The sequence below is a fragment of the Rhodospirillaceae bacterium genome (genome assembly GCA_002728255.1).
In the GTDB taxonomy this organism is placed as follows: Bacteria; Pseudomonadota; Alphaproteobacteria; order UBA7887; family UBA7887.
Genome location: PBWV01000034.1, coordinates 81,138 through 105,996, shown reverse-complemented (window position 1 = coordinate 105,996; position 24,859 = coordinate 81,138). Strand labels below are relative to the sequence as shown.

Genomic DNA, 24,859 nt, shown 5'->3' with positions numbered 1-24,859 from the left:
GCCGAGTGGCTTAAGGCGCACGCTTGGAAAGCGTGTGTGCGTTTACGCGTACCGTGGGTTCGAATCCCACCCTCTCCGCCACTTAGCTCATGCTAGCGATGCTGCGCCGTCGAGTTCCTCGCGGCTGCAGCATCAGACGTATAGGAAACGGGTGGACGGATGGCTCATTTATTTTGAAGAGCGCTAAGTTTCCGGGCTCGACGAAATGTCTCGGCAGTAAAAAACACACCTAAAAGTAGGATCATATGTCCTAGTACGGATGGTCCAAATATGGCGATATTCCCAATCCATAGAGAAAACACTCCTGACCACATGAAGGCAAGCGTGCTCATTAATTGGAAGCGCACTATTGTAGGAAGGTTAGCTAATGGATTCACTGAGGAATCCATGATTACTCTGTAAGGTGACGAAACATTATTTTCTGCAATCAAGTTCATTTTTTTAACTCCCTGTTTTTACCTTATATGCCTAGCAGCACTAGTTGGATCACCATCGCTTAATTTTTGCGATCATTTTTCCAGGATTTTTTGCAGGGTCGGTCGGTAGCGCAGAAATTTTTCATAAAGATGGCCCATTAATAGTTGGAGAGGATACAAATTGAGACAAATGTCTAGAACTCGAAATTTCGGGAGGGCTTTCCATATTGCATGGAAGGCATGAATTCCTGAAAGAATTTCCCCTTTTGTAGATACTGCATGTAGACGAGCGAGCGCTTCAGCTTTGGTTATACCCGCTGCTCTAAGTTGGCTGGGGTTTTTGTTTGCATCAATCCAATCAATTGGCTCAGTGCTTCTTTGTTGCTGATAATATGCTATTTCCCTCTGGCACATGGGACATTTACCATCATAAAAAACCCTTAAGGCTGCGGTTTTAGTCATCCGAGGTCTCTGTCTTAAGGAACGCAATTAAGTCCTTCCTATCCTCGGGATCAGGTATCCCGCCAAAGTACATTCGTGTTCCCTCTAGGAAATTTTGAGGCGCAGCTATGTATCGATCCAGGGTATCTTCATTCCATGAGAAGGCAGAACTTGACATAGCATCCGAGTATAAAAAACCTTCCACCGATCCTGCAGATCTGCCGAAAATACCAACAAGGTGGGGCCCTATCCGGTTCTCTTTGTCGGCCAATTCGTGACAGCTTTTGCACTCGCCAAAGAGCATCTTTCCGTTTTCATTATTCCCCGCAGCGTGTGTCCAATTAGTATTATTACCGGCTACAATTAGTGCTGCTAGCATAACAAGATTCTTCATTAAGACCTCCTTTCTTAGTGATATTAGTAATACGTCCCGGATAACATTACGGATTATAAAAAATCAGCTCGTCGTCGAAGCACGCTGAAATCTGACAGGGCTGTGTTGGAGGTTAGATGCCTCTAGAAGGGCACGCGTTTCCCACTCCAATCGAGGACGAAGCCGGAGTCTTTTTGGTTTAATGTGCTGATTACTTGAAGCAAATTAGTAGAAGCCACCTCAGGAGTAAAAACATGACCCTTATGAGCTCTTCCTAAAAATGGTTCTGATAACTTTGTGGCTACTGTTCCCGGATGGAGGCCGACACACGTTGCGAGAGGTCTTAGCCGGGCGAGTTCTACGGATAATGTTTTGATACCCATATTAAGTCCGGCCTTTGAAACACGGTAGGAATACCAGCCACCTAAATGGTTATCTTCTATGCTTCCAACACGAGCTGAAACCGCAGCAAAGACAGATTTTTTTGTTTTGGGAAGGAGAGGGTGGAAATGTTTGGCTACAAGAAGGGGCCCAATGGTATTGACGCGAAAGGCCGCGGACAGGCTTTCGGGGTCCACGTCCTTCAGAGACCGTTCCGGTGCCAAGAATCCTTGTTTATGGAGAATTCCAGACGCTACTATTACTATATCCAAGGCGCTGTTTTCTGCCCCTATAGCACCTGCTGCTGCGGCTACAGTATCTTCTTTTTCAAGATCGATGGTAGAGGCCAATATCTTTGGGTTACTAAACTGGGGCTTGGTCCTAGAAAAAGCATAGATGCGTGTAACAGAAGGTAATTTGCAAAGCGCTTCCACGAGCTCAGAGCCTATTCCACCCGAAGCTCCGATGACCGCTGCTGAGACATCATTGCCAAAAGAGTGGGCAAAGGGAGTAGAGTTGTTGGTAAGTTCTTGTGACAACATAGTTTGCAGAACTTAAAAAGAGCCCTTATTGGTGTTCAACAGGCGTTACTTCCGTGATCTAGTAGTGTAGGAAGTACGTAGTAAAAGGAAACTTAGATCATTCGGCGGGGTTTCATATGCGGATGCCTTCTCTAGCAGCATTTCTTCTTTTTTGTTTGGGAGCACAAGGACTGGCAGAAGATGGGCAGGAATCGGCCCATGATTTTTCGTTTGTCTCTATCGATGGGGGTCCGTTGCCTCTGTCCACGTTCTCTGGAAAGGTCATTTTAATAGTCAATACAGCCTCGCTCTGCGGCTTTACTAAGCAGTACGCGGAGCTCCAAGCTCTGCATGAGCGCTATGTGGAAAAGGGACTGGTTGTACTAGGAGTTCCTTCCAATGATTTTGGAAGCCAAGAGCCCGGAGGATCGCAGGAGATAAAATCATTCTGTGAGGTAAATTATGGAATTAATTTTCCAATGACGGAAAAAGTGAAGGTAAAGGGAGAGAATGCACACCCTTTTTACGCCTGGGCTGCCGAAGAGGTGGGGTTTGTGGGTAAGCCAAGGTGGAACTTTCACAAATATCTGGTTGATTCAAATGGTGAGCTCCTTGCTTGGTTTTCATCTCCTACATCGCCATTATCTAGCAAGGTGGTAACGGCGATTGAGGGAGTGCTTGTGGCCAGTTCGGAGAATGCCGGCTAATCCCAATAGCTGGCCTTAATTAGCTATTTTCTGCCAGACTGTGGGGTCATTTATAACAAATAAAGGATATAGGTTATGTCGTTGGGCCATGGAGATCTATCTAAAGCGAGTTTGTTATCACCTGAAGAGTTGGAACAAAGTGTAGTCATTACTGACCCATCTTTGCCTGATAACCCCATGATTTTCATTAGCGAAGAGTTTGAAAAACAGACTGGGTATAGTCCGGAGGAGTCCTTGGGAAAGAATTGCAGATTTTTGCAGGGCCCTGAGACTGACCCCTTGGCGATTGAGGTGATTCGGAAAGCGTTGTCTGAGAAAGATGAGCTTACTATAGATATATTGAATTATGCGAAGAATGGCGCAAAGTTTTGGAATCGACTTCGCATTCGGCCGCTCTATAGTGACAGTGGAGAGGTGCTGTTCTTCGCTGGAGCACAGAACCCTATTTCTAAAGAGAGTGTGCGGCCCAATTCTATTAAACGGATCAGTGACTAATTAGGAATTTTACTAAGCTTACCGGTAGGAAAAATGAAAGTTGGTCAATGTGATCTAACAACTTTACGTCACAGCGGATGTGCCTGGGTAACAGGTGCTAGTTCTGGCATAGGGGCCGCAGTAAGCCGTCGTTTGGTTAGGGATGGATGGGAGGTTGCCGGATCGGCACGAAATAACAAGAAACTCGAGGCCTTGAGAAGCGATTTGGGGAAAACATTTCATCCTTATCCTATGGATGTTAGAGAGATTAAAACAGTTCGTGAAAACTTTGCGGTTATAGAAGCAGCCCATGGCCCTGTATCGCTAGCCATATTAAACGCGGGGGTATACGAGGTTCGCGGGGCTAGAATGTTTGATCCTGAGGCGGCAAAAATAATGTTTGAAACCAACGTGCTGGGCACTATTAACACACTAGGTGTGGTTTTGAACTCTATGATGGAGCAGGAACGGGGCCAGCTTGCAGTGATGTCGTCTTTGGCAGGCTATAGAGGCCTTCCTAATTCTGCTGGTTATTGTGCCAGCCGTGCAGCCACTTTGGCCTTAGCGGAGTCTCTGCGAGAAGACTGCCGTGCCAAAGGAGTGAAAGTTCAAGCCATTACTCCCGGGTTTGTTAAAACACCTATGACTGCTAAAAATACTTTCCCCATGCCATTCTTGATTGAGCCAGAGGTCGCAGCGGCGAAAATAATGGGCGGGTTAAATGGAAACCGTTTTGAGATAACTTTCCCATTTCGATTATCTATTCTGATGAAATTGCTAAGAATATTGCCTTATTTCGCGTACTTTCCTTTGGTGCGAAGAATAGTGAGACGCTAGCCAGGTTAGACCTTTATTAATTTAAGTGAGCGTAGGTTCTCGAGAGAAAAATAGCCACGCCTGTCCCAGGGTTATTCCATATTTTTTTATCACGGCCCGGTTGATCAAAGTTTGGTCGTTGTGAAGCCACATTTGATCATCGAATGACGTTGTCCATTGGCGGTTCTTATATTTCCAGGAGAGGGTGTATTTCCAATGAAAGTGTGAGCCTGTTACCATTCCTGCAGCTTCCCCTCTGAGTCCCTCAGTGTAACCCCTATAGGTATTTGGACTACTTTTATAGATTGTCCATTTTCGTTTGTCGTTAGACTGGTCGGGATAGAGCACCCTCTCCTCGAGAGTTAATTTTTCTCCATCCCATTTTCCTGAGGTGAGAACCTTAAAATAATTTTTGATTTTCCCACTTCGGGACTCAAACATGCCCCAGGCTTGACATTGACCACTGAAAAACTCTTCGAGTCGAAGGTCCGTGCCATTGCCTGGTTCAATATCTAATCCCGGCTTCTTACCGGCCATTTGAGAACCTTTCAAAAATGTGTTGAGAAAGATTAAGTCTCCCGCTTCGGAACCCTGCTTCACAGTAGGCCAAATAATATTTCCATAATCGAAAGAAGCGGTTGTCGAAACCTAGCGGTTGTATCTTGGGCCAAGCTTTCTCAAAATTAGCAGCCCATTGTTTCAACGTATTTGGGTAATTTGCGTTGGAATACTGCAAGGGTGACTGAAGCCACTCAGCTTTTGGAAAAATATGGTGGAGTATTTCCTCCGACGGCAACATTCCACCAGGGAAAATATATTTCTGAATGAAATCAACGTTTTTGCGGTAGCTTGGGAATGCGATATCGTTGATGACAATAGTTTGAATAAATACCCTGCCATTTGGCGTTAAAAGATTGTTTATTGTATTTGCAAACTGAGGCCAATATCGCTCGCCCACTGCCTCTAACATTTCAATTGAGGAAATGCGATCAAAGCTGCCAGTAAGACGTCGGTAATCAGAATAAAGCACGTGAACTAGGCCGTTTAGTTTTTTCTGAGCAACTTTCCGTATTATATAATCATATTGGTTTTTTGAGATGGTGGTCACCGTTACCCGGCACCCTATCCGGGTGGCGGCGTAACAGGCGAAGCCCCCCCACCCTCCGCCGATGTCCAGCAAGTGATGTCCTTCCTTCAAACCTAGTGAGTCGATTATATAGTCAAATTTGGAGAACTGAGCTTCTTCAAGAGTTGAGTCAGGATGCTCAAAATGGCCGGCCGAGTAGGACATAGTGGGATCAAGCCAGTGGGAGTAAAACGTATTTCCCAAGTCGTAGTGGGCGGCTATGTTAATGCGACTACCGCGGAGTGAGTTGGGTTGTGTTAAATGCCTGGCCCTGGCTATCAGCCGGCGGAACAGACGTCGTTTGATGAAGGGAGCAAGTGCTTCTTGGTTGTGAACACACCACTCTAGGAGATCGGTTAGATTGGGGCTATTCCATTTGGACTGCAAATAGGCCTCGGCAAAGGCGAGGCTTCCACCGGTGAGAAGTTGCTGAAGGGTGTCCTCATCAGGCAGTGAAAGTATGGCACTTGGACCTTCTGCGTCGCTGCCTATAGTAACCTCGTTACCTCCGGAAATTTTTATGGTCAGTGCGCCAACAAAATTCAATTCTTCGGCCTTGGATAGTGCTTGATTGGAAGTGGCGCGGTTGCAAGTGTTTTTCTTTCGGGTCATTCCGGCCCATAGGATGTTTTGCATGTCTAATTCTCAGAGCTAGGATAATGGAAAAGGGGAACTCGTTTTAACCAGAGCAATAAGGCATTCCAATGTATGGCCCCGATAACCTTGAATGTTAATAATGGATAGCGAATAGCTGCCGCAATTATAGTTTCGTTGTTTAGGGATTCCTCTTTTCCACTTAGAGTTGCCGTTAAAACATGCTTAGCATTCTCGAATTCATGGATTGCAAGCTGAATATTTTTGCTGGGTGTCCTGATATAAAAATCATAGGTTGCGGACATACTGATAAATGGTGACACGAATAGCTGTTTTTCTGCGCTGTGTGTATAAAGCGTTCCTGATTTCTGGTGGTGGTCAATAGGAATCACGTAACAATGGCGGCCGCCAAAAGTATTAGTCACCTGATAAATCACAGCGGTAAGTTTTTCCTTGCTATCAAAGTAATAATAAATACTGAGGGGATTAAAAACATAGCCGTACATCCTGGGAAGGGTGAGTAGCAGTAAAGTTCCCTCCCCAGAACAACAGTTTATCCCTTTTTCGCGCATTAGATTCTCTGCCCAGAGTCGAAGTGGGGTGCCATCACTGGGCCCATGATCGCGATCAAAAAAAGAGAATATATTCCATTGATTATAAGAGAAAAATCGATGTTGCGCGGATGTACGCTCAAGGTCATCAAGGTCTAGGAGTAGCATAGCTGTCGTGTATTTGAAGCTGTGGCGTTTCGGGTACAGTCTCTTGTGCACTACTTCGCAGTGATACAGGGCCGACTTAGGCATCAACCGCCCTCGATTTTACGGCGGTGGAGGTAGAGCTATATGGAAGGTCTGTGTTTGATTTTCCCCAAGGCCGCATGGATCCGAGTGCTTCTGCAACTTGAATGGCTGAGACTAGCGCATCTTCGTGGAACCCGTAGCCGAAGTAGCTGCCGCAGAACCAGGTATTTCTCTTTCCTTGAATTAGTCTCAAGTCTTGTTGTGCTGAAAGCATCTGACTATCCAGTATGGGGTGGCTATAAGAAAATTCTCGATAAATCGTTCTAGAACAAGAAATATCATAAGGGTTTAAGCTAACAAAATAATCTTTCTGGCAATCGAGGGCTTGCAACTTGTTCATCCAGTAGGTCACGGTCATCCTGTCTAGCGATCGGCTGTTACTCTGCACATTCCACGAGGACCATAATTTCTTAAGTGAGGGCATTAAGCTGTCATCGTTATGCACCACCACTGTGTTCTTCTGGTAGAGAAATTTCCCTAATATTTGTGTTTCTGAAGGTGTGGGGGCGTTTAGTAGCCGCAAGGCTTGGTCAGCGTGGGTAGCCAGAACAACGGCGTCGTGATTTTTTGTGGCGCCGTGCATATTCCTAACAGTAACGCCATTATTGGTTCGCGATATTGTTGAAATCTCCTGGCCCAATTGTAATCTTACAGATGCTTCGTTAAGCAGGCGCCAGACATAGACGCTGCTGCCCTTGCAGACGGTTTTCCACCGGGGACGATTTCGGAACTGGAGGAGCCCATGGTTGTCAAAAAAACGAACGATTGAGGAAATCGGTATTCGTTGGGTGCTTTGACTTGAGGTTGACCAAATCGCAGAAATCATGGGAATGAGATGAAGGTCGGCAAAGGATTTAGAATACCCGCCTTCTTTGAGAAACTCACCCACAGTCAAATCTGGATGTGTGCTCACTGTGATGGAGCGAGCCTCTTTGTAGAACCTCAGGAGTCCTCTCAATAGCTGCCAAGCGTCAGGGTTTAGCAGGTTTTTGCGTTGTCCGAATAGTCCGTTAAGGCCGTTGCTACAGTACTCCATGCCTCTATCCGACAGGCTGTAGGAGAATGACATGGACGTCGTCTGAGACTTGACATTCAGATACTGTAATAGCTGAGTAAAATTCGGATAATTTTCCTCGTTGTAGACGATGAAGCCCGTGTCAACGGGGACCGAACGGTCTTCTTCAATAATCTGGATAGTGTTGCTGTGGCCACCGGGGCGGGCCTCTTTTTCATAGAGGGTAATCTTATGGTTTTTCGACAAAATCAATGCAGCTGTTAATCCGGATATGCCTGATCCGACAACTGCTATATCTAATCTTCCTAGGGGTACGGAGCCGTCCACAACAAATCCTAACTGAGGGTATGGCCATTGAACTTTATGGCAAGAGTGCCTAAGTACGCAGGCAGAGGGAGCCAGGATCGGAAGAGTTATTAGCTGGCAATGTGATCTGGCACGTGGGTTCTAGCGTATAAGAGGCTATCTTCAAAATGGCAAATAAAAAAAGCGTGCCTCTAATGGAAATAAATCACTCAGGTAATTTAGACAGCCAAAGAGCTCTGAATCCCGGGAAAACCCAGTCGGGGGCTCGCCTGGATGCGAGTTTGGTGCGTGCCATTGCAGTAGATAGAAATAGAGATGCTTTTGAGGAATTGTTTGATCGGTATGCGCCACGGGTGCGCTTTTTTGCCATGAAAATGGGTGCTGACGGGGCTGCTGCTGATGAGGTTGTTCAAGAAGCTATGTTGGCGGTGTGGAGAAAGGCGGATACTTTTGATCCATCCAAGGCCAGTTTCTCGACTTGGCTATATACAGTGGCTAGGAACAAGAGAATAACCATGCTACGCAAAACGCCCGCTCCGGCCCTGGACCCAGAAGACCCAGCTTATGAGCCAAGTGCAGAGGCGAATCAGGACGAAGTCATAGAGAATTCTGAGAACCAAAAGCGTCTACAAACGGCTATATCACAATTACCTGGGGATCAAGCAAGGATCGTTAAGATGTCTTTTTTTGAGGGTAAGGCCCATCAAGAAATTTCTGGCGAGTTAAACTTGCCTTTGGGTACTGTTAAATCAAGATCCAGGCTTGCATTAGCAAAGCTTCGGAAATCTGTGGGAGGAACACTTAATGCCTGACCAACAACTGGATGACGAGATTTTAGCTGAGTTTTCTGCAGGGAACTTGCCTGAAATGAAGGCTATTTTAGTTGCAACACACCTAACATTGTGCCCCGACAGCCGAAAGGCCGTCGAGCACTTCGACGCAATTGGGGGGTCTTTATTGGCCTCTAGTAATGGTAGTGATCCCGGCGAGGGCGTTAAGGATCGCGTTCTTGCAAGTTTGGAGGAAAACTATGGCGGAGAGCCCTCGCCAACGCACGATGAGGAGACCTGTGAGTTAATACCGGCTCCCTTAAGGAGCAAGCTTGGTTCCTCACTGGGCGACTTAAAATGGAAGAAACTAGGCGGAAAAATAAAGTACATAGACATTGCCCAGCCCGGGAAAAATAGTGCTGCGCGGTTAATGACCTTGCCGGCAGGGATCAATATGCCGACCCATACTCATGAGGGAACGGAAATGACAGTGGTTTTATCAGGGGGATTTTCTGATGCCTTCGGTAGATATAGTCGTGGGGATGTGGCTGTGCGGGGCATTCACGATGTGCACAAGCCAAAAGTGGACGCAGGAGAAGATTGTTTATGTTTTGTGGTTACTGATGCGCCCCTCCGCATGAAGGGCCTCCTTGGTTTTTTTCTTAACCGCCTAAAGCTGTGGTAAAAAAAAGCGACGCCTGAGGTCAGGGTGATAATAGTAAATGATACCATGCAGTCGGGTTACAAGTATACTTTGAGTGCGCCCGAAGGAGGGCGTTTCAACGAAGGCTTTTTGCCCTACTTCTCTCCAAAGAAGATTCTCGAATTGGGGGTTTTTGAGGGCAAATACTGTAACGATTGCCAGGATGAATTTCCGGAAGAGTGGTTTTCAAGCGCTAAAATTTGTGATCGCCCAAACCCGAAGGCGAATTGTTTTGGGATAAAAAGCCGACAGCCTCTGAGTGCTTGGAGGAAGAATGGTTGGATCTATGGGCCCGATCCTCGCGGCTGGTTTCAGTGGTTCTGTCGCTACTGGTTGGGCAGAAGACTACCTGAAATTGATACAATTCAAATTCGGAGATGGCGGTCTTTTCGTCGCCATGAGGGTCAAGTAAGGGCGAACTGCTCTCCAGGTGACTTCGGGTGTAGACCTAGGCAAAGGCAGGCACTTTTGCAGTGGGCCCACAATCCATTTATCTAGTGGTCCTTCGAGATTTTGGGTGTTAGTGATCCATAGGGGGTTCCGGTTCGTAATATATATGCCGCCTGCGCCATGTGCCAACTGGGGCGTGTTAGTTGGGGTCCCCTCTGTCCAACTGCGCTCCGCGCGGGCGGTAATTTATTAAGACTAAATTGTGTCTACTGACTTCTCAGCGCTTCCCGGTTACAACTAAGATCCATATATCTGTCACCAGGTGAGAAGAGGGTAGAGCGTTGTATAAAGGGAACTATAACATAGTTGGGCCAGGCGATGTTTCGGAATCGCCTACTCCAATTGAGGTTGTAACAGAGGCTGGATGGTCAAAGTGGAGGACCGAGGCCGGAGATACTCCAAATAAGTGGGTGGATAGCACTCAATTTTTTCCGAGGAAATCTGAGATTTGCCTGGTGCCAGACGCGAACGGTGGCTTGGAACGGGTGTTGGTGGGGGTGGGACAAGATCTTGATGTCTGGACCCTGGCGGAGTTGCCTGGTCGGCTGCCAACGGGAAATTACGTCGTCTCTTCGGAACCCGGATCCGTAAGTTCGCTAGGCGGCTTGGCAATGGGCTGGGCTCTTGGGGCATACCAATTTGATCAATATAAGACCACGAAAAGACGGCCGGGTTTGCTTGTGGTTCCAGATCCTGAGGAGTTGCAACAGGCCCAGATCCTAGCGGGGGCAGTCTGGCTCGTTAGAGATCTTATAAATACTCCTGCTAACGATTTGGGTCCTGAGGGGCTGGCGGCGGTGGCGGATGAGGTGGCGGTCGTTGGAGATGCTACTGTGACCCACATCTCGGGTAAAAGCCTCTTGGATGAGGGGTACCCCACTATTCACACCGTGGGTCGAGCAAGTCAGCAGGACCCCCGACTTATTGATCTTAAATGGGGTTCACCAGAGGCACCAAAGGTTACCCTTGTTGGGAAGGGCGTATGCTTTGACAGTGGCGGTTTAGATCTAAAACCGTCTGATAATATGCTCTTAATGAAGAAGGATATGGGTGGTGCTGCCCATGTACTTGCACTGGCGAAAGCGGTAATGCAATTGAACCTAAATATCAGATTGCGTGTGCTAATCCCGGCGGTCGAAAATAGTGTTTCGGGGTCCTCTTTCCGACCTGGAGATGTAATAAAAACACGATCAGGTAAAACAGTAGAGGTTGGGAATACGGACGCCGAGGGTCGCTTGATTCTTTGTGACGCACTAACGGAGGCATGCGAAGAGTCCCCTGAATTGCTTATCGATGTTGCTACATTAACTGGGGCTGCTCGGGTTGCTTTAGGCACCGAAATTGCCGCAATGTTTACCAACAATGATTCCTTGGCAGACGAGCTGTCCGTGCATTCAATCTGTCAACAGGATCCGTTGTGGCGAATGCCATTATGGGGGGGATACCTGGATGATCTGGAAAGTAAGATAGCTGATTACAGTAATGTGCCTAACCATCGCTATGGTGGGGCAATAAGTGCTGGCTTGTTCTTGCAAGAATTTGTTTCAAATGTGGAGGGATGGGCTCATTTCGACATTATGGGATGGAATCGGAAGGATCGGCCAGGAAGGCCATTGGGGGGCGAGGCATTCGCTGTCCGGGCGCTGGTAGCATTGTTGCTGAGGAGATATGGTTAATCTAAGAATTTATAGCGATATATCACTCTTTAATATCCCTGTGCTGGATCAACCTGATTGAGCGGAGATTTTCCCATTGCAATGCGTTCTATATTCTCAGCAACTTGGTTTGCTGCGCTGTCCGCGATAGTTAGTCCAGCTAGATGCGGTGTGACAGTTATACTAGGATGTTTCCAGAACGGGTGGGATTCGGGTAGCGGTTCCGTTTGAAAAACATCCAGGAAGGCACCAGAAATATGCTCTTCTTCTATTAACTGCAGAAGGTCTGGCTCTACTACATGCTCTCCTCTTGCTAAATTAACTAAATAAGCGCCCTTGGGTAAGAGGGCTAGGGTATCTTTGTTTAGAATGCCTTTGGTGATGGGTGTCAACGGCAAGGCACAGATCAAAATATCGGTAGAGTGGAGTATGTTTTTTAGGCCAGTTGCTCCGTGGTAACAGGTTATACCCTCTACTTCTTTTAGATTTCGACTCCAACCTGCGACTAAAAATTGGAATGACTTTAATTTTTGCGCTATTGAAAGACCGATTTCGCCCAGGCCCAGTACTCCAATCCGGCTATCCTCAAAGGGTGTTGGCTGAGGGACATGCCAGAGGTGATCGGCAGCAGCTCGCCGGAGTTCATCTATTCGTCTATGACGGCTTAAAACCGCCAAAACCGAATACTCGACCATCTGTCGAGTGAGTTCTGGGTCTACGAGACGGGCAACGGGGACGTCTTTGGGCCTTTGTGGATCATTAAAGATGTGATCTATGCCTGCGCCAAGTGATTGAATTAGCGATAAGTTAGGAAGATTTGTTAGAGCCCCATATGGCGCCTTCCAAACTAGGGCTGTATGCACGTCACTTCTTTTCCCAACATTGGGCCAGACCCTTAAGTCAATATTTGGAATCAATTTTTGTAGGGCACGACGCCATTCATCAGGATTATCGCTCTCACTAATAAAAAGAATGGTCATGTCAGATCCTGTTAGGTGCGGTTACAGTAGTGGGCTATTGAAGAAAGGCGGAGTCGATTAAACGTTTTGTATAATTCGTTCGGGGTTTCTCAAACAAATGTTGTGTTGGGCCAAACTCAACGATTGAACCATTCTTCATAACAGCTACTTCGTTGGCTAAGGCTTTTATAACACGGAGGTCGTGACTAATGAAAACATATGCGAGGTTATATTGTGCCTGAAGTGCCCGCAGTAAATTTATTATTTGTGCTTGTACCGATAAGTCGAGAGCAGAAGTAGGTTCATCAAGGACTAATAGGTTTGGTTTAAGCACCATTGCTCGAGCAATGGCGATACGCTGTCGTTGCCCTCCCGAAAACTCGTGGGGGTAGCGATGCATATCTTCAGGGATCAGCCCCACCTCAGTTAGTGCATCGGTTACTATTCGTTCTCGATGGTCTGGGGTATTTCCAATGCCATGAATTTGGAGACCTTCTTCGATTATTTGTTGCACCGATAACCGAGGGCTTAAAGAAGCGAATGGATCTTGAAACACGATTTGCATCTCGCTTCGAAAGGGTAGCAGGGCTTTTTGTTTTTTATTTTGCATATTTTGACCCTTAAACTTAATCGTCCCTTCACTCGATATTAATCGCAACATAGCAAGACCTAGGGTAGTTTTTCCTGAGCCGGATTCGCCAACGATTCCCAGCGTCTCCCCTTCTCGAATCGATAGCGAAATCCCGTCTGCTGCTTTGATGTGACCTACAGTCTTGCGCAAAATCCCTCGCCGGATAGGGAACCATACTTTCACGTTGTTCAATTCCATCAGCGTTTTTTGCGATAAATCCGGTGGATTTGGGGCGCCCGCCGGCTGAGAGTTTAGTAAGGTCTTGGTATAGGAGGCTTTTGGGATATTAAATATATCTTTGGTGTAGCCATGCTCGACCAATTGGCCTTGGTTCATTACGTATGTTCGGTCGGAAAAATTACGGACTACGGTCAGATCATGTGTGATTAGAAGTGTGGACATTCCCAGGTCGTTTTGAAGCCTTCGTAATAAATGCAAAATATCAGACTGTATGGTGACGTCGAGAGCGGTAGTGGGTTCGTCTGCTATGAGCAGACGAGGTTTATTAGCAAGAGCCATAGCAATCATAACTCTCTGCCTTTGCCCTCCCGAAAGCTGGTGAGGCCAGGCATCAAACCTCGACTTGGCATCAGCGAGTCCCACGACATCTAACATTTCCAATGCTTCATCGTTAGCCGATGCTGCCCTATACCCACGGTGCACCTGTAAGATTTCTGCCACCTGTTTTCCAACGGTGTGAAGTGGGTTAAGGGATGTCATAGGCTCCTGAAAAATCATGGATATTTTGCTACCCCGTATGGCTTGCATTTCTTTTTTGCTAGCGCCGATTAGTTCATGTCCCTCGAAGATTATGCTGCCTTGGGGATGGGTCGCCTGTGGATAAGGAAGTAATTGTAGTATAGATAAAGCAGTAGCAGATTTTCCTGATCCAGACTCCCCGACTAGTGCAACAGTTTCTCCCTCGGATATCGTGAGTGAAAAATTTTGCACTGCGTTGACGATCCGATTTGGGAGTGCGAAATCTATGGATAAATTTTTAATGTCAAGAAGGGGCATTATATCCGTCCAGGGAATAGTTTTCGTGGATCGAAGGCGTCTCTGACAGCTTCCCCAATGAATACCAAAAGTGATAGCATTAGGGCTAAGATAAAAAAGCCAGTGAGGCCAAGCCACGGAGCTTGTAAATTATTTTTTCCCTGATTTAGCAGCTCNCCCAAAGACGCGGATCCTGGGGGGAGTCCAAATCCCAAAAAATCAAGAGAGGTCAATATTGTAACGGAACCTGTCAAAATGAAAGGTAGGAAGGTGAGGGTAGACACCATTGCATTAGGCAAAACATGCTTAAACATGATCTGAAAATCGCTTTGTCCTAGGGCGCGGGCAGCCTTTACAAAGTCAAAGTTTCGAGCTCGCAAAAATTCTGCGCGAACAACCCCGACTAGGGTCATCCAGCTAAAGAGTAACATGAGCCCTAGAAGCCACCAAAAATTAGGCTCTACAACACTGGCTAAAATGATCAAAAGATAAAGGATGGGTAGTCCTGACCAAATTTCTATGGCTCGTTGCCCCAGTAAATCTATCCACCCACCGAAATAGCCCTGGATTGCACCTACCAGAATGCCGATGATGGATCCGCAGATTGTTAGTGTCAGACCAAATAGTACGGAAATACGATAGCCGTATATCAGTCGCGCAGAAACATCTCGTGCCTGATCATCAGTTCCAAGCCAATTCGAACGGTCGGGTGGGGAGGGCGCAGGAGAGTCTAGATTATAAATGATTGTGTCATGTCGGTATGGGATTAGAGGCCAGATCATCCAGCCGTTTTCGTTTATGAGTTCTTGAATATAAGAATCCTTGTAGTTGGGTTCTGTCTCGAAATCGCCACCGAAAGAGGTCTCCGGATAAGAGATAAAAATAGGATAGTAAATTTGCCCCTCAAATTTGATTAGGAGGGGAGTATCATTAGCTATGAATTCAGCCGGCAGGGTGAGCGCAAATAAGAACAGAAATGTCCAAAGGCTATAGTATCCCCGGCGATTCTGCCTAAAGTTATCGAGTTTACGTTTTAATAAAGGAGATATTTGAAATACTGGGAGAGGCAAAGCTACACCTCGCGATTTTCAAAGTCGATTCGTGGATCGACCATGGTATANGTTATATCTCCAATGAGATGCATGATAAGTCCTAAAAGGGTGAAGCAATAAACAGTGGCGAACATAACGGGATAGTCACGATTTATGGCGGCCTCGAAGCCAAGTAGGCCAAGGCCATCAAGAGAAAAAATAATTTCTGTTAGAAGTGAGCCTGTAAAAAGTATTCCAATAAACGCACTGGGAAAGCCTGCGATAACGATTAGCATGGCATTTCGAAAAATGTGTCCTATCANAACTTTGCGCTCTGTTAGCCCCTTTGCTCTTGCTGTAATTACGTATTGTTTATTTATTTCCTCTAGGAAGGAGTTTTTTGTTAAGAGGGTAAGTCCTGCAAACCCAGCAATCACCATGGACAAGATAGGCAGCGCCATATGCCAAAAATAATCTACTATCTTTCCAGGGCTGCTTAGTTCTTCCCAGTTGGCTGAAGTGAGGCCGCGTAGAGGAAACCAATCCAAATACCTGCCGCCTGCAAATACAACAATAAGAAAGATTGCNAANAANAAGCCAGGTATGGCATTGCCGACGACNACAGCTGCAGAACTGTATAAATCAAACCGNGATCCATCTTTAATTGCTTTTACAATGCCCAGGGGAATTGAAATCAGATAAATAAGTAAAGTGGTCCATAGACCCAAGGATATGGAAACCGGCATTTTTTCCTTTACGAGATCAACGACGCTGCGGTCCTGAAAAAAGCTCTCGCCGAAATCAAAAAGGAGATAGTTTCCCAACATTTTAAGAAACCTCTGGTGCAGTGGAAGGTCAAAACCATACATGGCCTCAAGCTGTGCGATGAGCGTTGGATCAAGGCCCTGGGCACCCCGGTACTTACTAGTGACCTTGGTACTATTCTGAATCTGGGCTTGGCCCAGTACCTCTGCTTGTGAGTCGCCGGAGATCCGCACTGTAGCGTCAACCGCAGTGCCTGCATATTGAGANATTATATTTTCAATGGGACCGCCCGGCGCAGCTTGAATTACTAGGAAATTGATCAACATAATCCCAAATAAGGTCGGGATTATTAGCAATAGGCGCCGTGTTATATATGCTGCCATGCCTCAAGGTTTCGGAAATGGATTCTGTAGGGTATTACGACGACCTAAAAAAACGACGCCTAATATATAGCATTACTACCACTATNNTAATGCCTAGAAAGGCTAAATATAGCATTGTATCGCGCTCTTGTTTAGCTAGGTGCTCGGGGGCAATTGTATCTGGGGGTTCTTTCGCCTCCGAGAGGTTGCTTACAGGGGTAACCTCTGCGGCGCGGTGTTGGCCGTTGTCATACCACCAGGTGTTTGGGAATGGGGTTCCATATTTTGGAGATATTGACGGCTTGCCAAATATATCCCAGTAGACCATCCGAAAACTTCTGATGTGCCAATGNGGAATTACATANTNNCCCCAGAGCAAGACNCGATCNAGTGCTNGGNNGGNAGTTACTAGGCTNTCNCTATCTGGAGAAGAGACNAGAGATTCAATTANGGANTCNANGANCGGANTNTTTATTCCNNTGAANTTTTGGCTNCCNGCNGCATCGGCAAAGTCTGACCCCCAATACCCTCGTTGTTCATTTCCTGGACTCAACGACTGGCCACGGGCGACGACTATTATATCAAAATCAAAGTCATCAAGTCGGTTTTGATATTGTGCGGTATCGACGATCCGAATGCTCCCGTCAATTCCCAAACGTTGTAAATTTTGTACCATAGGTGCTACAACCCGCTCAAAGGCAGGGGACACTAGAAGGAACTCGATAGACATCTGAGTCCCCTCACTATTTTTTAGGGAGCCATCTGTAATCACCCAACCTGCCTCTGCTAAGAGCGCCGTGGCCCGCAGGAGATTTTCCCGTATATTCCCGGAACCATCAGTAGTAGGCACTTTATAGGGTTCGCTGAACAGGGCATCGGGAATTTGATCTCGAAATCTTTCTAAAAGTAAAAGTTCTTTGCCTTCAGGGATGCCGCTGGACGCTAGTTCTGTGTTAGAAAAATAGCTCGTTGTCCGAGTGTATTGACCATAAAAGAGGTTGTCGTTAGTCCACTCGAAATCGAATGCAAACATTAAAGCTCTTCTTACCAAAGGGTCAGCAAACTGTTGTCGGCGAAGATTAAAGAAAAAGCCTTGCATCCCAGTGGGGCTTTCATGGGCAATAAGTTCCTTTATTAAGCGCCCTTCCTTCACAGCCGCAATGTCATATGCGCTGGCCCAGTTCTTAGCGATATTCTCATTCCGAAAATCATACTCATTGGCTTTTAGGGCCTCAACTGCGATGGTCGAATCTCGGTAGTAATCATATTTTATTTTGTCGAAATTGTAGCGGCCCCTATTAACGGGTAGGTCTTTCCCCCAATAGTCAGCAACACGGCTATATGTCACCGATCTCCCTGGTTCAAAAGAATCTATTTTATACGGCCCACTCCCAAGCGGGGGTTCCAAAGTCGTTTGCGAAAAATCACGGTCCGCCCAGTAATGTTTGGGTAGGACTGTAAACTGTCCCATTATTAAAGGTAGTTCACGGTTAACGTTTTGCCCAAAGCTAAATTTAACAGAATGAGGGTTAAGTTTCTCTGCTTTCGATACCTCCCCATAGTAAGCCTTGTAAAAAGGATTTCCACTTTCCATCAAAATGTTAAAGCTAAAGATAACGTCATCTGCCGTTATAGGCATACCGTCATGCCAGTGAGCCTCGGGATGGAGATTAAAAATTACCCACGACCTGTCTTCCGGCATCTCAATGGATTTCGCTAGTCTTGCATACTCTGTAAAGGCCTCATCCTGGGAGCTTTCCAAAAGCCCATCATATATCATCGATAATCCTGTTGCGGCGATTCCCTTAATTATGAAAGGATTAAAACTGTTGTAAGTGCCGATGGCTGCCAACCGAACAGAGCCCCCTTTTGGAGCATTTGGGTTCACGTAATCAAAATGAGTGAAACCTGGCGGGTATTTAATGTCTCCATACATTGATAAAGCATGTGATTTTTGGATTTCTGCACTACTATTCTCCCTTGAAGGTGACGTTAGGGCTAAAAGACAGAGCATTATCAAAAGGAATTTTTTCAGATGCCTTCCTAGCATGTATCTTCCCTTTCAATAAAAGTGGTTGAAATTCAGTTCTCGGGCAAGTCTGTAGGCGTTGAGGAAAGACTTCTTAGGTATACAAGCACATCGGCACGATCTGAGGGGTTCCCGATCCCCGGAAAGGCCATCTTGGTACCCTTTGCATATTTTTTTGGAGAGGTCAAAAATTTATCAAGCTCAGCGAAGTCCCATTTTCCTTCTATATTTTGTAATGCATTTGAATATGGGAACTCCGTTCCTGACGCGATATCACGGCCAACAACATCCCATAAATTGGGGCCAATTTTAGAGTCTTGGCCTTCAGAAAATGTGTGACAGGCGATACATTTCTTGCTTATTTTTTTGCCCGAATCGCTATCAGCGTTGGCGAGTAATACGATTAGACTTGGGNCCTTATTTGCGGCAGGCTCTGTATCTCTCGGCGCAAACTCAACTGTTGCGATAGTATAAGCTGGACCGGCCGTTTTGCTGTGGCCACGAAATATGCTGTCAGCCAGCATGTTTACGAGCATGAGGAAAAGCGCCGTGGTTAAGGCCGCTCCTATATATTTATTGATTTCTATTGCCGNCATGGCTTTTACATTCTTTCGTTGTCTGTCTACAAAGACGTTATCGGTTTTTTATGAAAAAGTGTAATACTTAATAGTTTATAGTGATCAGGAGCNCCAGCGTTTATCAGCGGGGATAAAGGGTATAAATTGTGAAAAAGGCTGAGCCAGTACTAATTATTATTCCCTCGCGTTTGGGGTCAAGTAGATTGCCCCGTAAGCCGTTGGCAAAGATAGGTGATGCTCCAATGATCGTGCAGGTTTGGCGTCGGGCAGTGGAGGCCGATGCTGGCAGGGTTATTGTGGCATGTGCTAATGTGGAACTAGTAGATGTGGTTCACGATGCGGGAGGCGAGGCGGTCTTGACCAACCCCGACCTACCTTCAGGGTCTGATCGTGTTTTTCAGGCACTCGAAAAAATTGATCCCAAGGGCATCTTTGATAAGATAGTTAATTTGCAGGGAGATTTGCCTAATTTACAGCCAAAAGCTATTTCAGCTGTGCTGGCGCCTTTGCGAGATCCGGAGGTAGACATAGCCACTCTGGCAGCTAAGATCCAGGATAAGGAGGAACGGNACGATCCAAATGTAGTTAAGGTTATTGCCGCATTGGGAGATACAGAAGCCACGAGGGTGGCGAGAGCGCTATATTTTACTCGCGCTGTTGCACCGGCTGGGGCTGGGGATTTGTGGCATCATATAGGGATATACGCATATCGGCGTGCCGCCTTGGTCAAATTTGTTGGGTTGAGGCCCAGCAGTCTGGAGTTGCGAGAGAAACTTGAACAGTTGCGGGCTCTGGAGGCCGGGATGCGGATAGATGTGGCCCGAGTGAATGACGTTCCTCTAGGCGTAGATACCCCAGCTGATTTGGCCAAGGTGAGACGGATATTCGGGGCCGACGAGTAAGTGGGGAGCGAATGGCAGAGCGTTCAGATAAGAAAATAGCGTTTCAAGGTCTTCAAGGGGCCTACTCTGATATGGCGTGCAGGGGGGCATATCCAGACTTGGAGCCATTTCCGTGTTCAACATTTGAGGAAACTTTTGCCGCTGTAGAGCAGGGAAGAGCAGCCTTCGCAATGATTCCAATCGAGAATTCTATTGCCGGCCGGGTGGCCGATATTCATCGCCTATTGCCTGGCTCAAAGCTGCATATCATTGGAGAGCATTTCCAGCCCGTCAACCACCACTTGCTTGGGTGCAGAGGGGGCTCGGTTAGAGATCTTACCGAGGTGCATAGTCATATGCATGCTCTAGCTCAGTGTCGATCACTGATTTCTGGCCTTGGGATCAAAGCGCGAGTAGTTGCTGATACGGCAGGAGCTGCTGCCGAAATCAGCAAAACAGGTGATAAGCGCCATGGGGCGATAGCTTCNCGATTAGCTGCGGAGATTTATGATCTTGATATATTACGAGAGAATGTTGAGGACGCTGAGCACAATACGACTAGGTTTGCTGTTATGTCTAAAGAACCGATAGACCCGAACCCAGAAGATGGACCAATCATAACGACCTTTGTTTTTGAGGTTCGTAATATACCTGCGGCGCTTTACAAGGCTCTTGGTGGTTTTGCTACAAATGGTGTCAATATGCTTAAGCTAGAGAGCTACCTTGGGGTCGATTCCTTCACATCTGCTAGATTTTATGCGGATGTGGCTGGGCATCCAACTGATACATCGGTAAGGCTCGCACTGGAAGAGCTAGGTTTCTTTTCCAGAACAGTCACCATTCTGGGGGTATATTTTGCGGATAGTTACCGAAATAGAGGCCCGCAAAGGTAGCCGATTTTAGCCCAAGGAATTTTTGTGGTGAGTTTAAGGCAAGACGGCTTCTCTGTGTGCAGTGAAAATAGTTACTATGGGTTTTGGTGCCCCTGGTGAAGAATGATGATATAGTGTCCTGGGAGTTCGGTGGTGGGCAGATGGCTCGGTAACCCGGTCAGATCCGGAAGGAAGCAGCCGTAACGAGGCTTTTCTGGGTTGCTGCCGGCTCCTTTTTCGCGGCTTAGGGAAGAACACTCTAAGATGGCCNAGGCGGGGATAATAACTTTGAGTAGTAAGGGTGTGCAGTAGAAAATGAGTTCTTCACAGGGCGGTTATACCGTATTGGCAAGGAAGTATCGGCCTCATTTTTTTGCTGATTTAATAGGTCAAGAGGCTATGGTTAGGACTCTTGCCAACGCCTTTAATATGGGGCGGTTGGCTCATGCCTTTCTTCTTACTGGTGTTCGGGGTGTTGGCAAGACAACCACCGCCCGCCTAATTGCTCGAGCATTAAATTGTTCTGCCGGGCCGCAAGGTGCTGAGACGGAGACATTTGAGCCNTGTGATGGCTGCGCTGATTGTAAAGCGATCTCTCTGGGCAATCATCCCGATGTTCTTGAGATGGACGCTGCGAGCCGGACCGGTGTCGATGACATTCGAGAACTTATTGACGGGGTTAGATATGGGCCGGTGCAGGGGAAATACAAGGTATATGTCATTGACGAGGTGCATATGCTGTCGGTCAATGCATTTAATGCCCTCCTCAAGACCCTGGAGGAGCCGCCTCCTCACGTAAAATTTATTTTCGCGACTACGGAAGTGCGCAAGATACCTGTGACGGTGATTTCGCGTTGCCAACGGTTTGATCTCAGGCGGGTGTCGGCAGATGCTTTGATTGAACAGTTTGAGAAAATACTAAAAATGGAATCTGTTGCCGCCGATTCTACTGCCCTGTCATTAATAGCGCGGGCTGCAGATGGTTCGGTGCGAGATGGTTTGTCCATTCTTGATCAGGCGATTGGATACGCGGGCGATGAGCCAGTAGGGACGGAATTAGTCAGGAATATGATAGGCCTTGCGGATCGAGCCCGGGTGTTTGATCTTTTTGAACAAGTAATGCAGGGCGAAGTGGGTGATGCATTTTCTACTTTACGCAGTCAATATGGTGCAGGTGCCGATCCATTGGTTGTGCTTGAGGACTTGTTAAGGGTTGTCCATTGGTTGACTAACCTCAAGTTGGAAACCAATACAGAGGCAGTAGAAGAGCTCCCCGAGGTGGAGTTTGAGCGAGGAAAGGCCGTGGCCGCGAAACTTAGCGTTTCGGATTTGACAAAGGCTTGGCAGATACTACTTAAGGGCCACGGTGAAGTTCAGTACTCGTCAGCCCCCCTGGAGGCAACTGAGATGGTGTTGGTCAGGTTGGCTCATGCAGCAGACTTGCCAAATCCCGCCGAGCTTGTCACAAGAATTGAGGGGGCGGGCGATACTCATGGGGGTCAGAAATTGCGTGCCACTGTAGACCCTGCTGAGGGAGACATGGCTGATACGGACCGACGGGTGCTAACGGAGACTGTGACATCAGAGAGCGGAGTTGTAAAACAGTGTCCAGACAGTTTCGATGGTGTGGTGAAGCTATTTTCGGATCGCGGCGAAATGAGGTTATATGCTTGTTTGCAGGACCGCGTACGTCTAGTGAGCTTTAGTGTAGGGCATATCGTAATCCAAGTCGGTGAGGACGCCTTGCCGAAGCTTGCGATGTTGGTTGGCCGGCATCTTAGGGAGTGGACAGGCCGGAAATGGGTAGTGGAGCTTGCAGATATTGGTGGTGGGAAAACCTTAATGGAGCAGAAGTTAGATAAGGAGGAGCGAGATAAACGTGAGGCTACTAAAGACCCTCGTGTCCAGGCCTTATTAGACAACTTTCCTGAATCCGAAGTGACTGCCGTTCGTGATATTTCAGAAAAAAATGGGTCGATTGGTGAGGAAGCACAATGATGAAAAACCTAGGGCAGCTTATGAAACAGGCTCAGGCTATGCAAAGTAAAATGGCGGATATGCAGGCTAAAATGCAAGAGGCGGAGGTCGAGGGCTCTTCAGGGGGGGGAATGGTGGTAGCAACAGTCAATGGTAAGGGGGAGTTGAAAAAATTAAAGATCGATCCTGCGCTGGCAGATCCCATGGATATTGAGGTTCTCGAAGATTTGGTTGTTGCAGCTTGTGTTGATGCCAAGGCGCGGGCCGATACCCAATTTGAAGAGGAAATGAAGAGTATGACTGGGGGGTTACCTCTACCACCAGGGATGAAGCTTTTCTGATGCTTTTTTTGGGCGATAGAACGAGTTTGGGCTAATGGCTGGACACGATATTGAACGTTTAGTTCAGTCTCTCTCGAGACTGCCGGGGCTGGGTCCACGGTCGGCGAGGCGGGCGGTGTTAGCCATGTTGGAGAAGCCAGAAAAATTTATGCAGCCTTTAATAGGAAATTTGATTGAAGCGGAAAAATCAGTCGTTAAGTGTGGCTCCTGTGGCAATCTTGATTCCGTAGACCCTTGCCAACTTTGTTCAGATTTAGAGCGGGATCAAAGCAAATTATGTGTAGTCGAAGATGTAGCTAGTTTATGGGCCTTAGAACGGGCTCACGTGTTCAGGGGTCGTTATCATGTGCTCGGCGGAGTTTTGTCGCCATTGGATGGTGTTGGTCCTGAGGATTTAAGCATAGCTGCCCTTCTAACCCGGGTATCTGTCAACAAGTTGGATGAGGTTATTCTTGCTTTGGGTGCTACCGTTGAGGGGCAAACCACTAGCCACTACCTAGCCGATCAATTGTCAGGGGCGGAGGTTAAGCTTACTAGATTGGCCCACGGAGTGCCAATTGGAGGAGAATTGGACTATTTGGATGATGGCACTTTAGGTGCTGCATTGACGGCCCGCCGCCCCTTGATATGATCCTTCGTGCACTATCAAATATTTGTTAATGGTCGCGTTTAGCTCTGCCCGTTAGGCCGCCCGTTGGGAGCGGCGGGTAGTTTTNTAGNACATCTTCATTNGGCTCGGTNCCCCANCCCGGTNTTTCATCCAATATAAGGTGCCCGTNTTTTATAGTAGGAGTATGGGTAAATAGGTCTTTATCCCAGGCCACCCTGTCAATATCAATTTCCATTATCCGCAAGTTGGGCGTTGCGGCAGCAAAGTGGGCACTCATCATGCTGCAAAGGTGGCCGTAAAAATTGTGTGGTGCGACATTCACTTCATAGGCATTAGCAGCAGAGGCTATTTTCATTGATTGCCAAACTCCATTCCACATAGTGTCGACAATGGCAACGTCAATCGCCTCAGCCTTAAAGTATGGAAGAAACTCACCAAGACCAATAAGAGTTTCGCATGAGCTTATAGGGTGGCGGCTTGCCCTACGAATGTGTGCTAGAGCTGCGGGGTTGCGACTATCAATTTCTACCCAGAATATATCGTGATCTTCGATTGCCCGTAATATTTTTAAATAGCCTTCGGTTTTGGCGTTAAAGTTCAAATCCAAAAGAATATCCATTTGGGGTCCTGCTCCTTTGCGGAACGCTTCCAGATGNTTTNTTATGTTCNCGAGAACGTTACGTTCTACATTTAGNTCAGGGGCAAATGGCGANGAGAATCCTGGGCCCCAACCCCGAACTGAACCGTTTTCATATAAAAAAATATTAGTTTTTAGNCCAGTAAAGCCCTTNGATTGCACTTCCCTTCCCATTTTCTCTACGTCATCCAGANNCTGAATTGCAGGAGGGTAAAAATCAGGATGTTGAATCCGCCAAGTGGCACAATGCGACCAGTAGACCCGGATCTTATCGCGTATTTTGCCTCCCAGAAGAGTGTAACAAGGGACCCCTAGAGATTTGGCCTTGGCATCTAGGATTGCGTTTTCGAGAGCACCCAGACCTTGCCCGACTACACCGCCGGCGCCTGGTCTTGTGCATGCGTGCAAATCTGAATAAATCCGTTCATGGTCGTGCACGGATTCGCCTATTACTCTGTTAGAGAGACTATTGATGACGGCCGTAACTCCCGGCGAACCAAAGCCTTCGTCGTATTCACTCCAGCCTACAATCCCATTTTGGGTTGTCACCTTGACAAAATAGTAATTTCTCCAGCCTGCGCTGCAGCTCAGTGTTTCGACCGCCGAAATTTGCATGTTCCCTCTCTCCTGGGTCTATATAGA

At 47.1% G+C, this 24,859-nt stretch carries 27 protein-coding genes, 1 tRNA gene and 1 other RNA gene; 14 read left to right on the top strand and 15 right to left on the bottom strand.

The window, feature by feature from the left end; translation table 11 throughout:
- Positions 1–81: transfer RNA gene (locus CMM32_09120), tRNA-Ser, on the top strand.
- 83 nt (positions 82–164) lie between these two features.
- On the opposite strand, the gene CMM32_09115 is transcribed toward CMM32_09120, so the two are convergent.
- From CMM32_09115 to CMM32_09100, 4 genes are all read right to left on the bottom strand, one after another.
- The gene (locus tag CMM32_09115) at positions 165–437 is read right to left on the bottom strand and encodes a hypothetical protein (GenBank protein ID MBT07054.1); all 273 of its coding nucleotides are present in this window, start codon (positions 435–437) and stop codon (positions 165–167) included.
- 72 nt (positions 438–509) lie between these two features.
- Entirely contained in the window at positions 510–878 is a 369-nt protein-coding gene (locus CMM32_09110; protein MBT07053.1) for a thiol-disulfide oxidoreductase, read from the bottom strand.
- Complete coding sequence (locus CMM32_09105) at positions 871–1,236, bottom strand: hypothetical protein (protein ID MBT07052.1); 366 nt, start codon at positions 1,234–1,236, stop codon at positions 871–873. Before CMM32_09105 ends, CMM32_09110 begins: the two co-directional genes overlap by 8 nt.
- Before the next feature lie 137 nt (positions 1,237–1,373).
- Positions 1,374–2,153, bottom strand: coding sequence for a hypothetical protein (locus tag CMM32_09100; protein MBT07051.1), 780 nt, complete (start codon positions 2,151–2,153; stop codon positions 1,374–1,376).
- Between the two features lie 122 nt (positions 2,154–2,275).
- On the opposite strand from CMM32_09100, the gene CMM32_09095 reads away from it, so the two are divergent.
- The 3 genes from CMM32_09095 to CMM32_09085 all read left to right on the top strand — a co-directional run bounded on the left by CMM32_09095 (position 2,276) and on the right by CMM32_09085 (position 4,150).
- The gene (locus CMM32_09095; GenBank protein ID MBT07050.1) at positions 2,276–2,839 is read left to right on the top strand and encodes a glutathione peroxidase; all 564 of its coding nucleotides are present in this window, start codon (positions 2,276–2,278) and stop codon (positions 2,837–2,839) included.
- 75 nt (positions 2,840–2,914) lie between these two features.
- Positions 2,915–3,334 (top strand): biphenyl 2,3-dioxygenase, encoded by a 420-nt coding sequence (locus tag CMM32_09090; GenBank protein ID MBT07049.1) that lies wholly within the window; start codon positions 2,915–2,917, stop codon positions 3,332–3,334.
- Positions 3,335–3,367: 33 nt separating this feature from the next.
- Entirely contained in the window at positions 3,368–4,150 is a 783-nt protein-coding gene (locus tag CMM32_09085; GenBank protein ID MBT07048.1) for an oxidoreductase, read from the top strand.
- A gap of 21 nt (positions 4,151–4,171) precedes the next feature.
- Here the strand turns inward: CMM32_09085 and CMM32_09080 are convergent, their stop codons facing one another.
- Genes CMM32_09080 through CMM32_09065 form a run of 4 tightly spaced genes read right to left on the bottom strand, consistent with a single transcriptional unit; the run spans position 4,172 to position 8,081 of the window.
- Positions 4,172–4,666: a hypothetical protein gene (locus CMM32_09080; GenBank protein MBT07047.1), complete on the bottom strand. Its 495-nt coding sequence runs from the start codon at positions 4,664–4,666 to the stop codon at positions 4,172–4,174.
- Positions 4,656–5,891 (bottom strand): SAM-dependent methyltransferase, encoded by a 1,236-nt coding sequence (locus tag CMM32_09075; protein MBT07046.1) that lies wholly within the window; start codon positions 5,889–5,891, stop codon positions 4,656–4,658. The genes CMM32_09080 and CMM32_09075 overlap by 11 nt, the downstream gene beginning before the upstream one ends.
- Before the next feature lie 2 nt (positions 5,892–5,893).
- Positions 5,894–6,652 carry a DUF1365 domain-containing protein gene (locus CMM32_09070; GenBank protein MBT07045.1) on the bottom strand — a complete coding sequence of 253 codons (759 nt, stop codon included), beginning with the start codon at positions 6,650–6,652 and terminating at the stop codon, positions 5,894–5,896.
- On the bottom strand, positions 6,645–8,081 hold the full coding sequence (locus tag CMM32_09065; GenBank protein ID MBT07044.1) for an NAD/FAD-binding protein: 1,437 nt from the start codon (positions 8,079–8,081) through the stop codon (positions 6,645–6,647). Before CMM32_09065 ends, CMM32_09070 begins: the two co-directional genes overlap by 8 nt.
- An 83-nt stretch (positions 8,082–8,164) precedes the next feature.
- Here CMM32_09065 and CMM32_09060 point away from each other — a divergent pair, with 83 nt between their 5' ends.
- The 4 genes from CMM32_09060 to CMM32_09045 all read left to right on the top strand — a co-directional run bounded on the left by CMM32_09060 (position 8,165) and on the right by CMM32_09045 (position 11,569).
- Positions 8,165–8,782: an RNA polymerase subunit sigma gene (locus CMM32_09060; GenBank protein MBT07043.1), complete on the top strand. Its 618-nt coding sequence runs from the start codon at positions 8,165–8,167 to the stop codon at positions 8,780–8,782.
- Positions 8,775–9,425 carry an anti-sigma factor gene (locus tag CMM32_09055; protein ID MBT07042.1) on the top strand — a complete coding sequence of 217 codons (651 nt, stop codon included), beginning with the start codon at positions 8,775–8,777 and terminating at the stop codon, positions 9,423–9,425. Before CMM32_09060 ends, CMM32_09055 begins: the two co-directional genes overlap by 8 nt.
- A 45-nt stretch (positions 9,426–9,470) precedes the next feature.
- A complete protein-coding gene (locus tag CMM32_09050) occupies positions 9,471–9,941 on the top strand; it encodes a hypothetical protein (GenBank protein ID MBT07041.1) in 471 nt (156 codons plus the stop codon).
- Between the two features lie 254 nt (positions 9,942–10,195).
- A complete protein-coding gene (locus tag CMM32_09045; protein MBT07040.1) occupies positions 10,196–11,569 on the top strand; it encodes a leucyl aminopeptidase in 1,374 nt (457 codons plus the stop codon).
- Between the two features lie 29 nt (positions 11,570–11,598).
- Here CMM32_09045 and CMM32_09040 read toward each other — a convergent pair whose 3' ends face one another.
- From CMM32_09040 to CMM32_09015, 6 genes are all read right to left on the bottom strand, one after another.
- Positions 11,599–12,528 (bottom strand): glyoxylate/hydroxypyruvate reductase A, encoded by a 930-nt coding sequence (locus CMM32_09040; protein ID MBT07039.1) that lies wholly within the window; start codon positions 12,526–12,528, stop codon positions 11,599–11,601.
- Positions 12,529–12,562: 34 nt separating this feature from the next.
- Positions 12,563–14,155, bottom strand: a complete 1,593-nt coding sequence (locus CMM32_09035; protein ID MBT07038.1) for a microcin ABC transporter ATP-binding protein — start codon at positions 14,153–14,155, stop codon at positions 12,563–12,565.
- Complete coding sequence (locus CMM32_09030; GenBank protein MBT07037.1) at positions 14,155–15,183, bottom strand: ABC transporter permease; 1,029 nt, start codon at positions 15,181–15,183, stop codon at positions 14,155–14,157. Before CMM32_09030 ends, CMM32_09035 begins: the two co-directional genes overlap by 1 nt.
- A gap of 23 nt (positions 15,184–15,206) precedes the next feature.
- Positions 15,207–16,313, bottom strand: coding sequence for a microcin ABC transporter permease (locus CMM32_09025; protein ID MBT07036.1), 1,107 nt, complete (start codon positions 16,311–16,313; stop codon positions 15,207–15,209).
- A 34-nt stretch (positions 16,314–16,347) separates the two neighbouring features.
- Positions 16,348–18,342, bottom strand: coding sequence for a hypothetical protein (locus tag CMM32_09020; protein MBT07035.1), 1,995 nt, complete (start codon positions 18,340–18,342; stop codon positions 16,348–16,350).
- A 32-nt stretch (positions 18,343–18,374) separates the two neighbouring features.
- Positions 18,375–18,917, bottom strand: coding sequence for a cytochrome c family protein (locus CMM32_09015; GenBank protein ID MBT07034.1), 543 nt, complete (start codon positions 18,915–18,917; stop codon positions 18,375–18,377).
- Between the two features lie 128 nt (positions 18,918–19,045).
- Here CMM32_09015 and CMM32_09010 point away from each other — a divergent pair, with 128 nt between their 5' ends.
- The 6 genes from CMM32_09010 to CMM32_08985 all read left to right on the top strand — a co-directional run bounded on the left by CMM32_09010 (position 19,046) and on the right by CMM32_08985 (position 23,601).
- A complete protein-coding gene (locus tag CMM32_09010; protein MBT07033.1) occupies positions 19,046–19,801 on the top strand; it encodes a 3-deoxy-manno-octulosonate cytidylyltransferase in 756 nt (251 codons plus the stop codon).
- 11 nt (positions 19,802–19,812) lie between these two features.
- Positions 19,813–20,673, top strand: a complete 861-nt coding sequence (locus CMM32_09005; GenBank protein ID MBT07032.1) for a prephenate dehydratase — start codon at positions 19,813–19,815, stop codon at positions 20,671–20,673.
- Positions 20,674–20,792: 119 nt separating this feature from the next.
- Positions 20,793–20,890: signal recognition particle sRNA small type (ffs, locus tag CMM32_09000), an RNA gene on the top strand.
- A 77-nt stretch (positions 20,891–20,967) separates the two neighbouring features.
- Positions 20,968–22,650 (top strand): DNA polymerase III subunit gamma/tau, encoded by a 1,683-nt coding sequence (locus CMM32_08995; protein MBT07031.1) that lies wholly within the window; start codon positions 20,968–20,970, stop codon positions 22,648–22,650.
- The gene (locus CMM32_08990) at positions 22,650–22,970 is read left to right on the top strand and encodes a YbaB/EbfC family nucleoid-associated protein (protein MBT07030.1); all 321 of its coding nucleotides are present in this window, start codon (positions 22,650–22,652) and stop codon (positions 22,968–22,970) included. The genes CMM32_08995 and CMM32_08990 overlap by 1 nt, the downstream gene beginning before the upstream one ends.
- 34 nt (positions 22,971–23,004) lie before the next feature.
- Positions 23,005–23,601: a recombination protein RecR gene (locus CMM32_08985; protein ID MBT07029.1), complete on the top strand. Its 597-nt coding sequence runs from the start codon at positions 23,005–23,007 to the stop codon at positions 23,599–23,601.
- A gap of 25 nt (positions 23,602–23,626) precedes the next feature.
- Here CMM32_08985 and CMM32_08980 read toward each other — a convergent pair whose 3' ends face one another.
- Positions 23,627–24,832 (bottom strand): enolase, encoded by a 1,206-nt coding sequence (locus tag CMM32_08980; GenBank protein MBT07028.1) that lies wholly within the window; start codon positions 24,830–24,832, stop codon positions 23,627–23,629.
- Between the last annotated feature and the right edge of the window lie 27 nt (positions 24,833–24,859).

Coding starts and splice junctions, on each gene's coding strand:
- CMM32_09115 (MBT07054.1), bottom strand. CDS start 437: ATGAACTTGATTGCAGAAAATAATGTTTCGTCACCTTACAGAGTAATC.
- CMM32_09110 (MBT07053.1), bottom strand. CDS start 878: ATGACTAAAACCGCAGCCTTAAGGGTTTTTTATGATGGTAAATGTCCC.
- CMM32_09105 (MBT07052.1), bottom strand. CDS start 1,236: ATGCTAGCAGCACTAATTGTAGCCGGTAATAATACTAATTGGACACAC.
- CMM32_09100 (MBT07051.1), bottom strand. CDS start 2,153: ATGTTGTCACAAGAACTTACCAACAACTCTACTCCCTTTGCCCACTCT.
- CMM32_09095 (MBT07050.1), top strand. CDS start 2,276: ATGCCTTCTCTAGCAGCATTTCTTCTTTTTTGTTTGGGAGCACAAGGA.
- CMM32_09090 (MBT07049.1), top strand. CDS start 2,915: ATGTCGTTGGGCCATGGAGATCTATCTAAAGCGAGTTTGTTATCACCT.
- CMM32_09085 (MBT07048.1), top strand. CDS start 3,368: ATGAAAGTTGGTCAATGTGATCTAACAACTTTACGTCACAGCGGATGT.
- CMM32_09080 (MBT07047.1), bottom strand. CDS start 4,666: ATGGCCGGTAAGAAGCCGGGATTAGATATTGAACCAGGCAATGGCACG.
- CMM32_09075 (MBT07046.1), bottom strand. CDS start 5,891: ATGCAAAACATCCTATGGGCCGGAATGACCCGAAAGAAAAACACTTGC.
- CMM32_09070 (MBT07045.1), bottom strand. CDS start 6,652: ATGCCTAAGTCGGCCCTGTATCACTGCGAAGTAGTGCACAAGAGACTG.
- CMM32_09060 (MBT07043.1), top strand. CDS start 8,165: ATGGAAATAAATCACTCAGGTAATTTAGACAGCCAAAGAGCTCTGAAT.
- CMM32_09055 (MBT07042.1), top strand. CDS start 8,775: ATGCCTGACCAACAACTGGATGACGAGATTTTAGCTGAGTTTTCTGCA.
- CMM32_09050 (MBT07041.1), top strand. CDS start 9,471: ATGCAGTCGGGTTACAAGTATACTTTGAGTGCGCCCGAAGGAGGGCGT.
- CMM32_09040 (MBT07039.1), bottom strand. CDS start 12,528: ATGACCATTCTTTTTATTAGTGAGAGCGATAATCCTGATGAATGGCGT.
- CMM32_09035 (MBT07038.1), bottom strand. CDS start 14,155: ATGCCCCTTCTTGACATTAAAAATTTATCCATAGATTTCGCACTCCCA.
- CMM32_08990 (MBT07030.1), top strand. CDS start 22,650: ATGAAAAACCTAGGGCAGCTTATGAAACAGGCTCAGGCTATGCAAAGT.
- CMM32_08985 (MBT07029.1), top strand. CDS start 23,005: ATGGCTGGACACGATATTGAACGTTTAGTTCAGTCTCTCTCGAGACTG.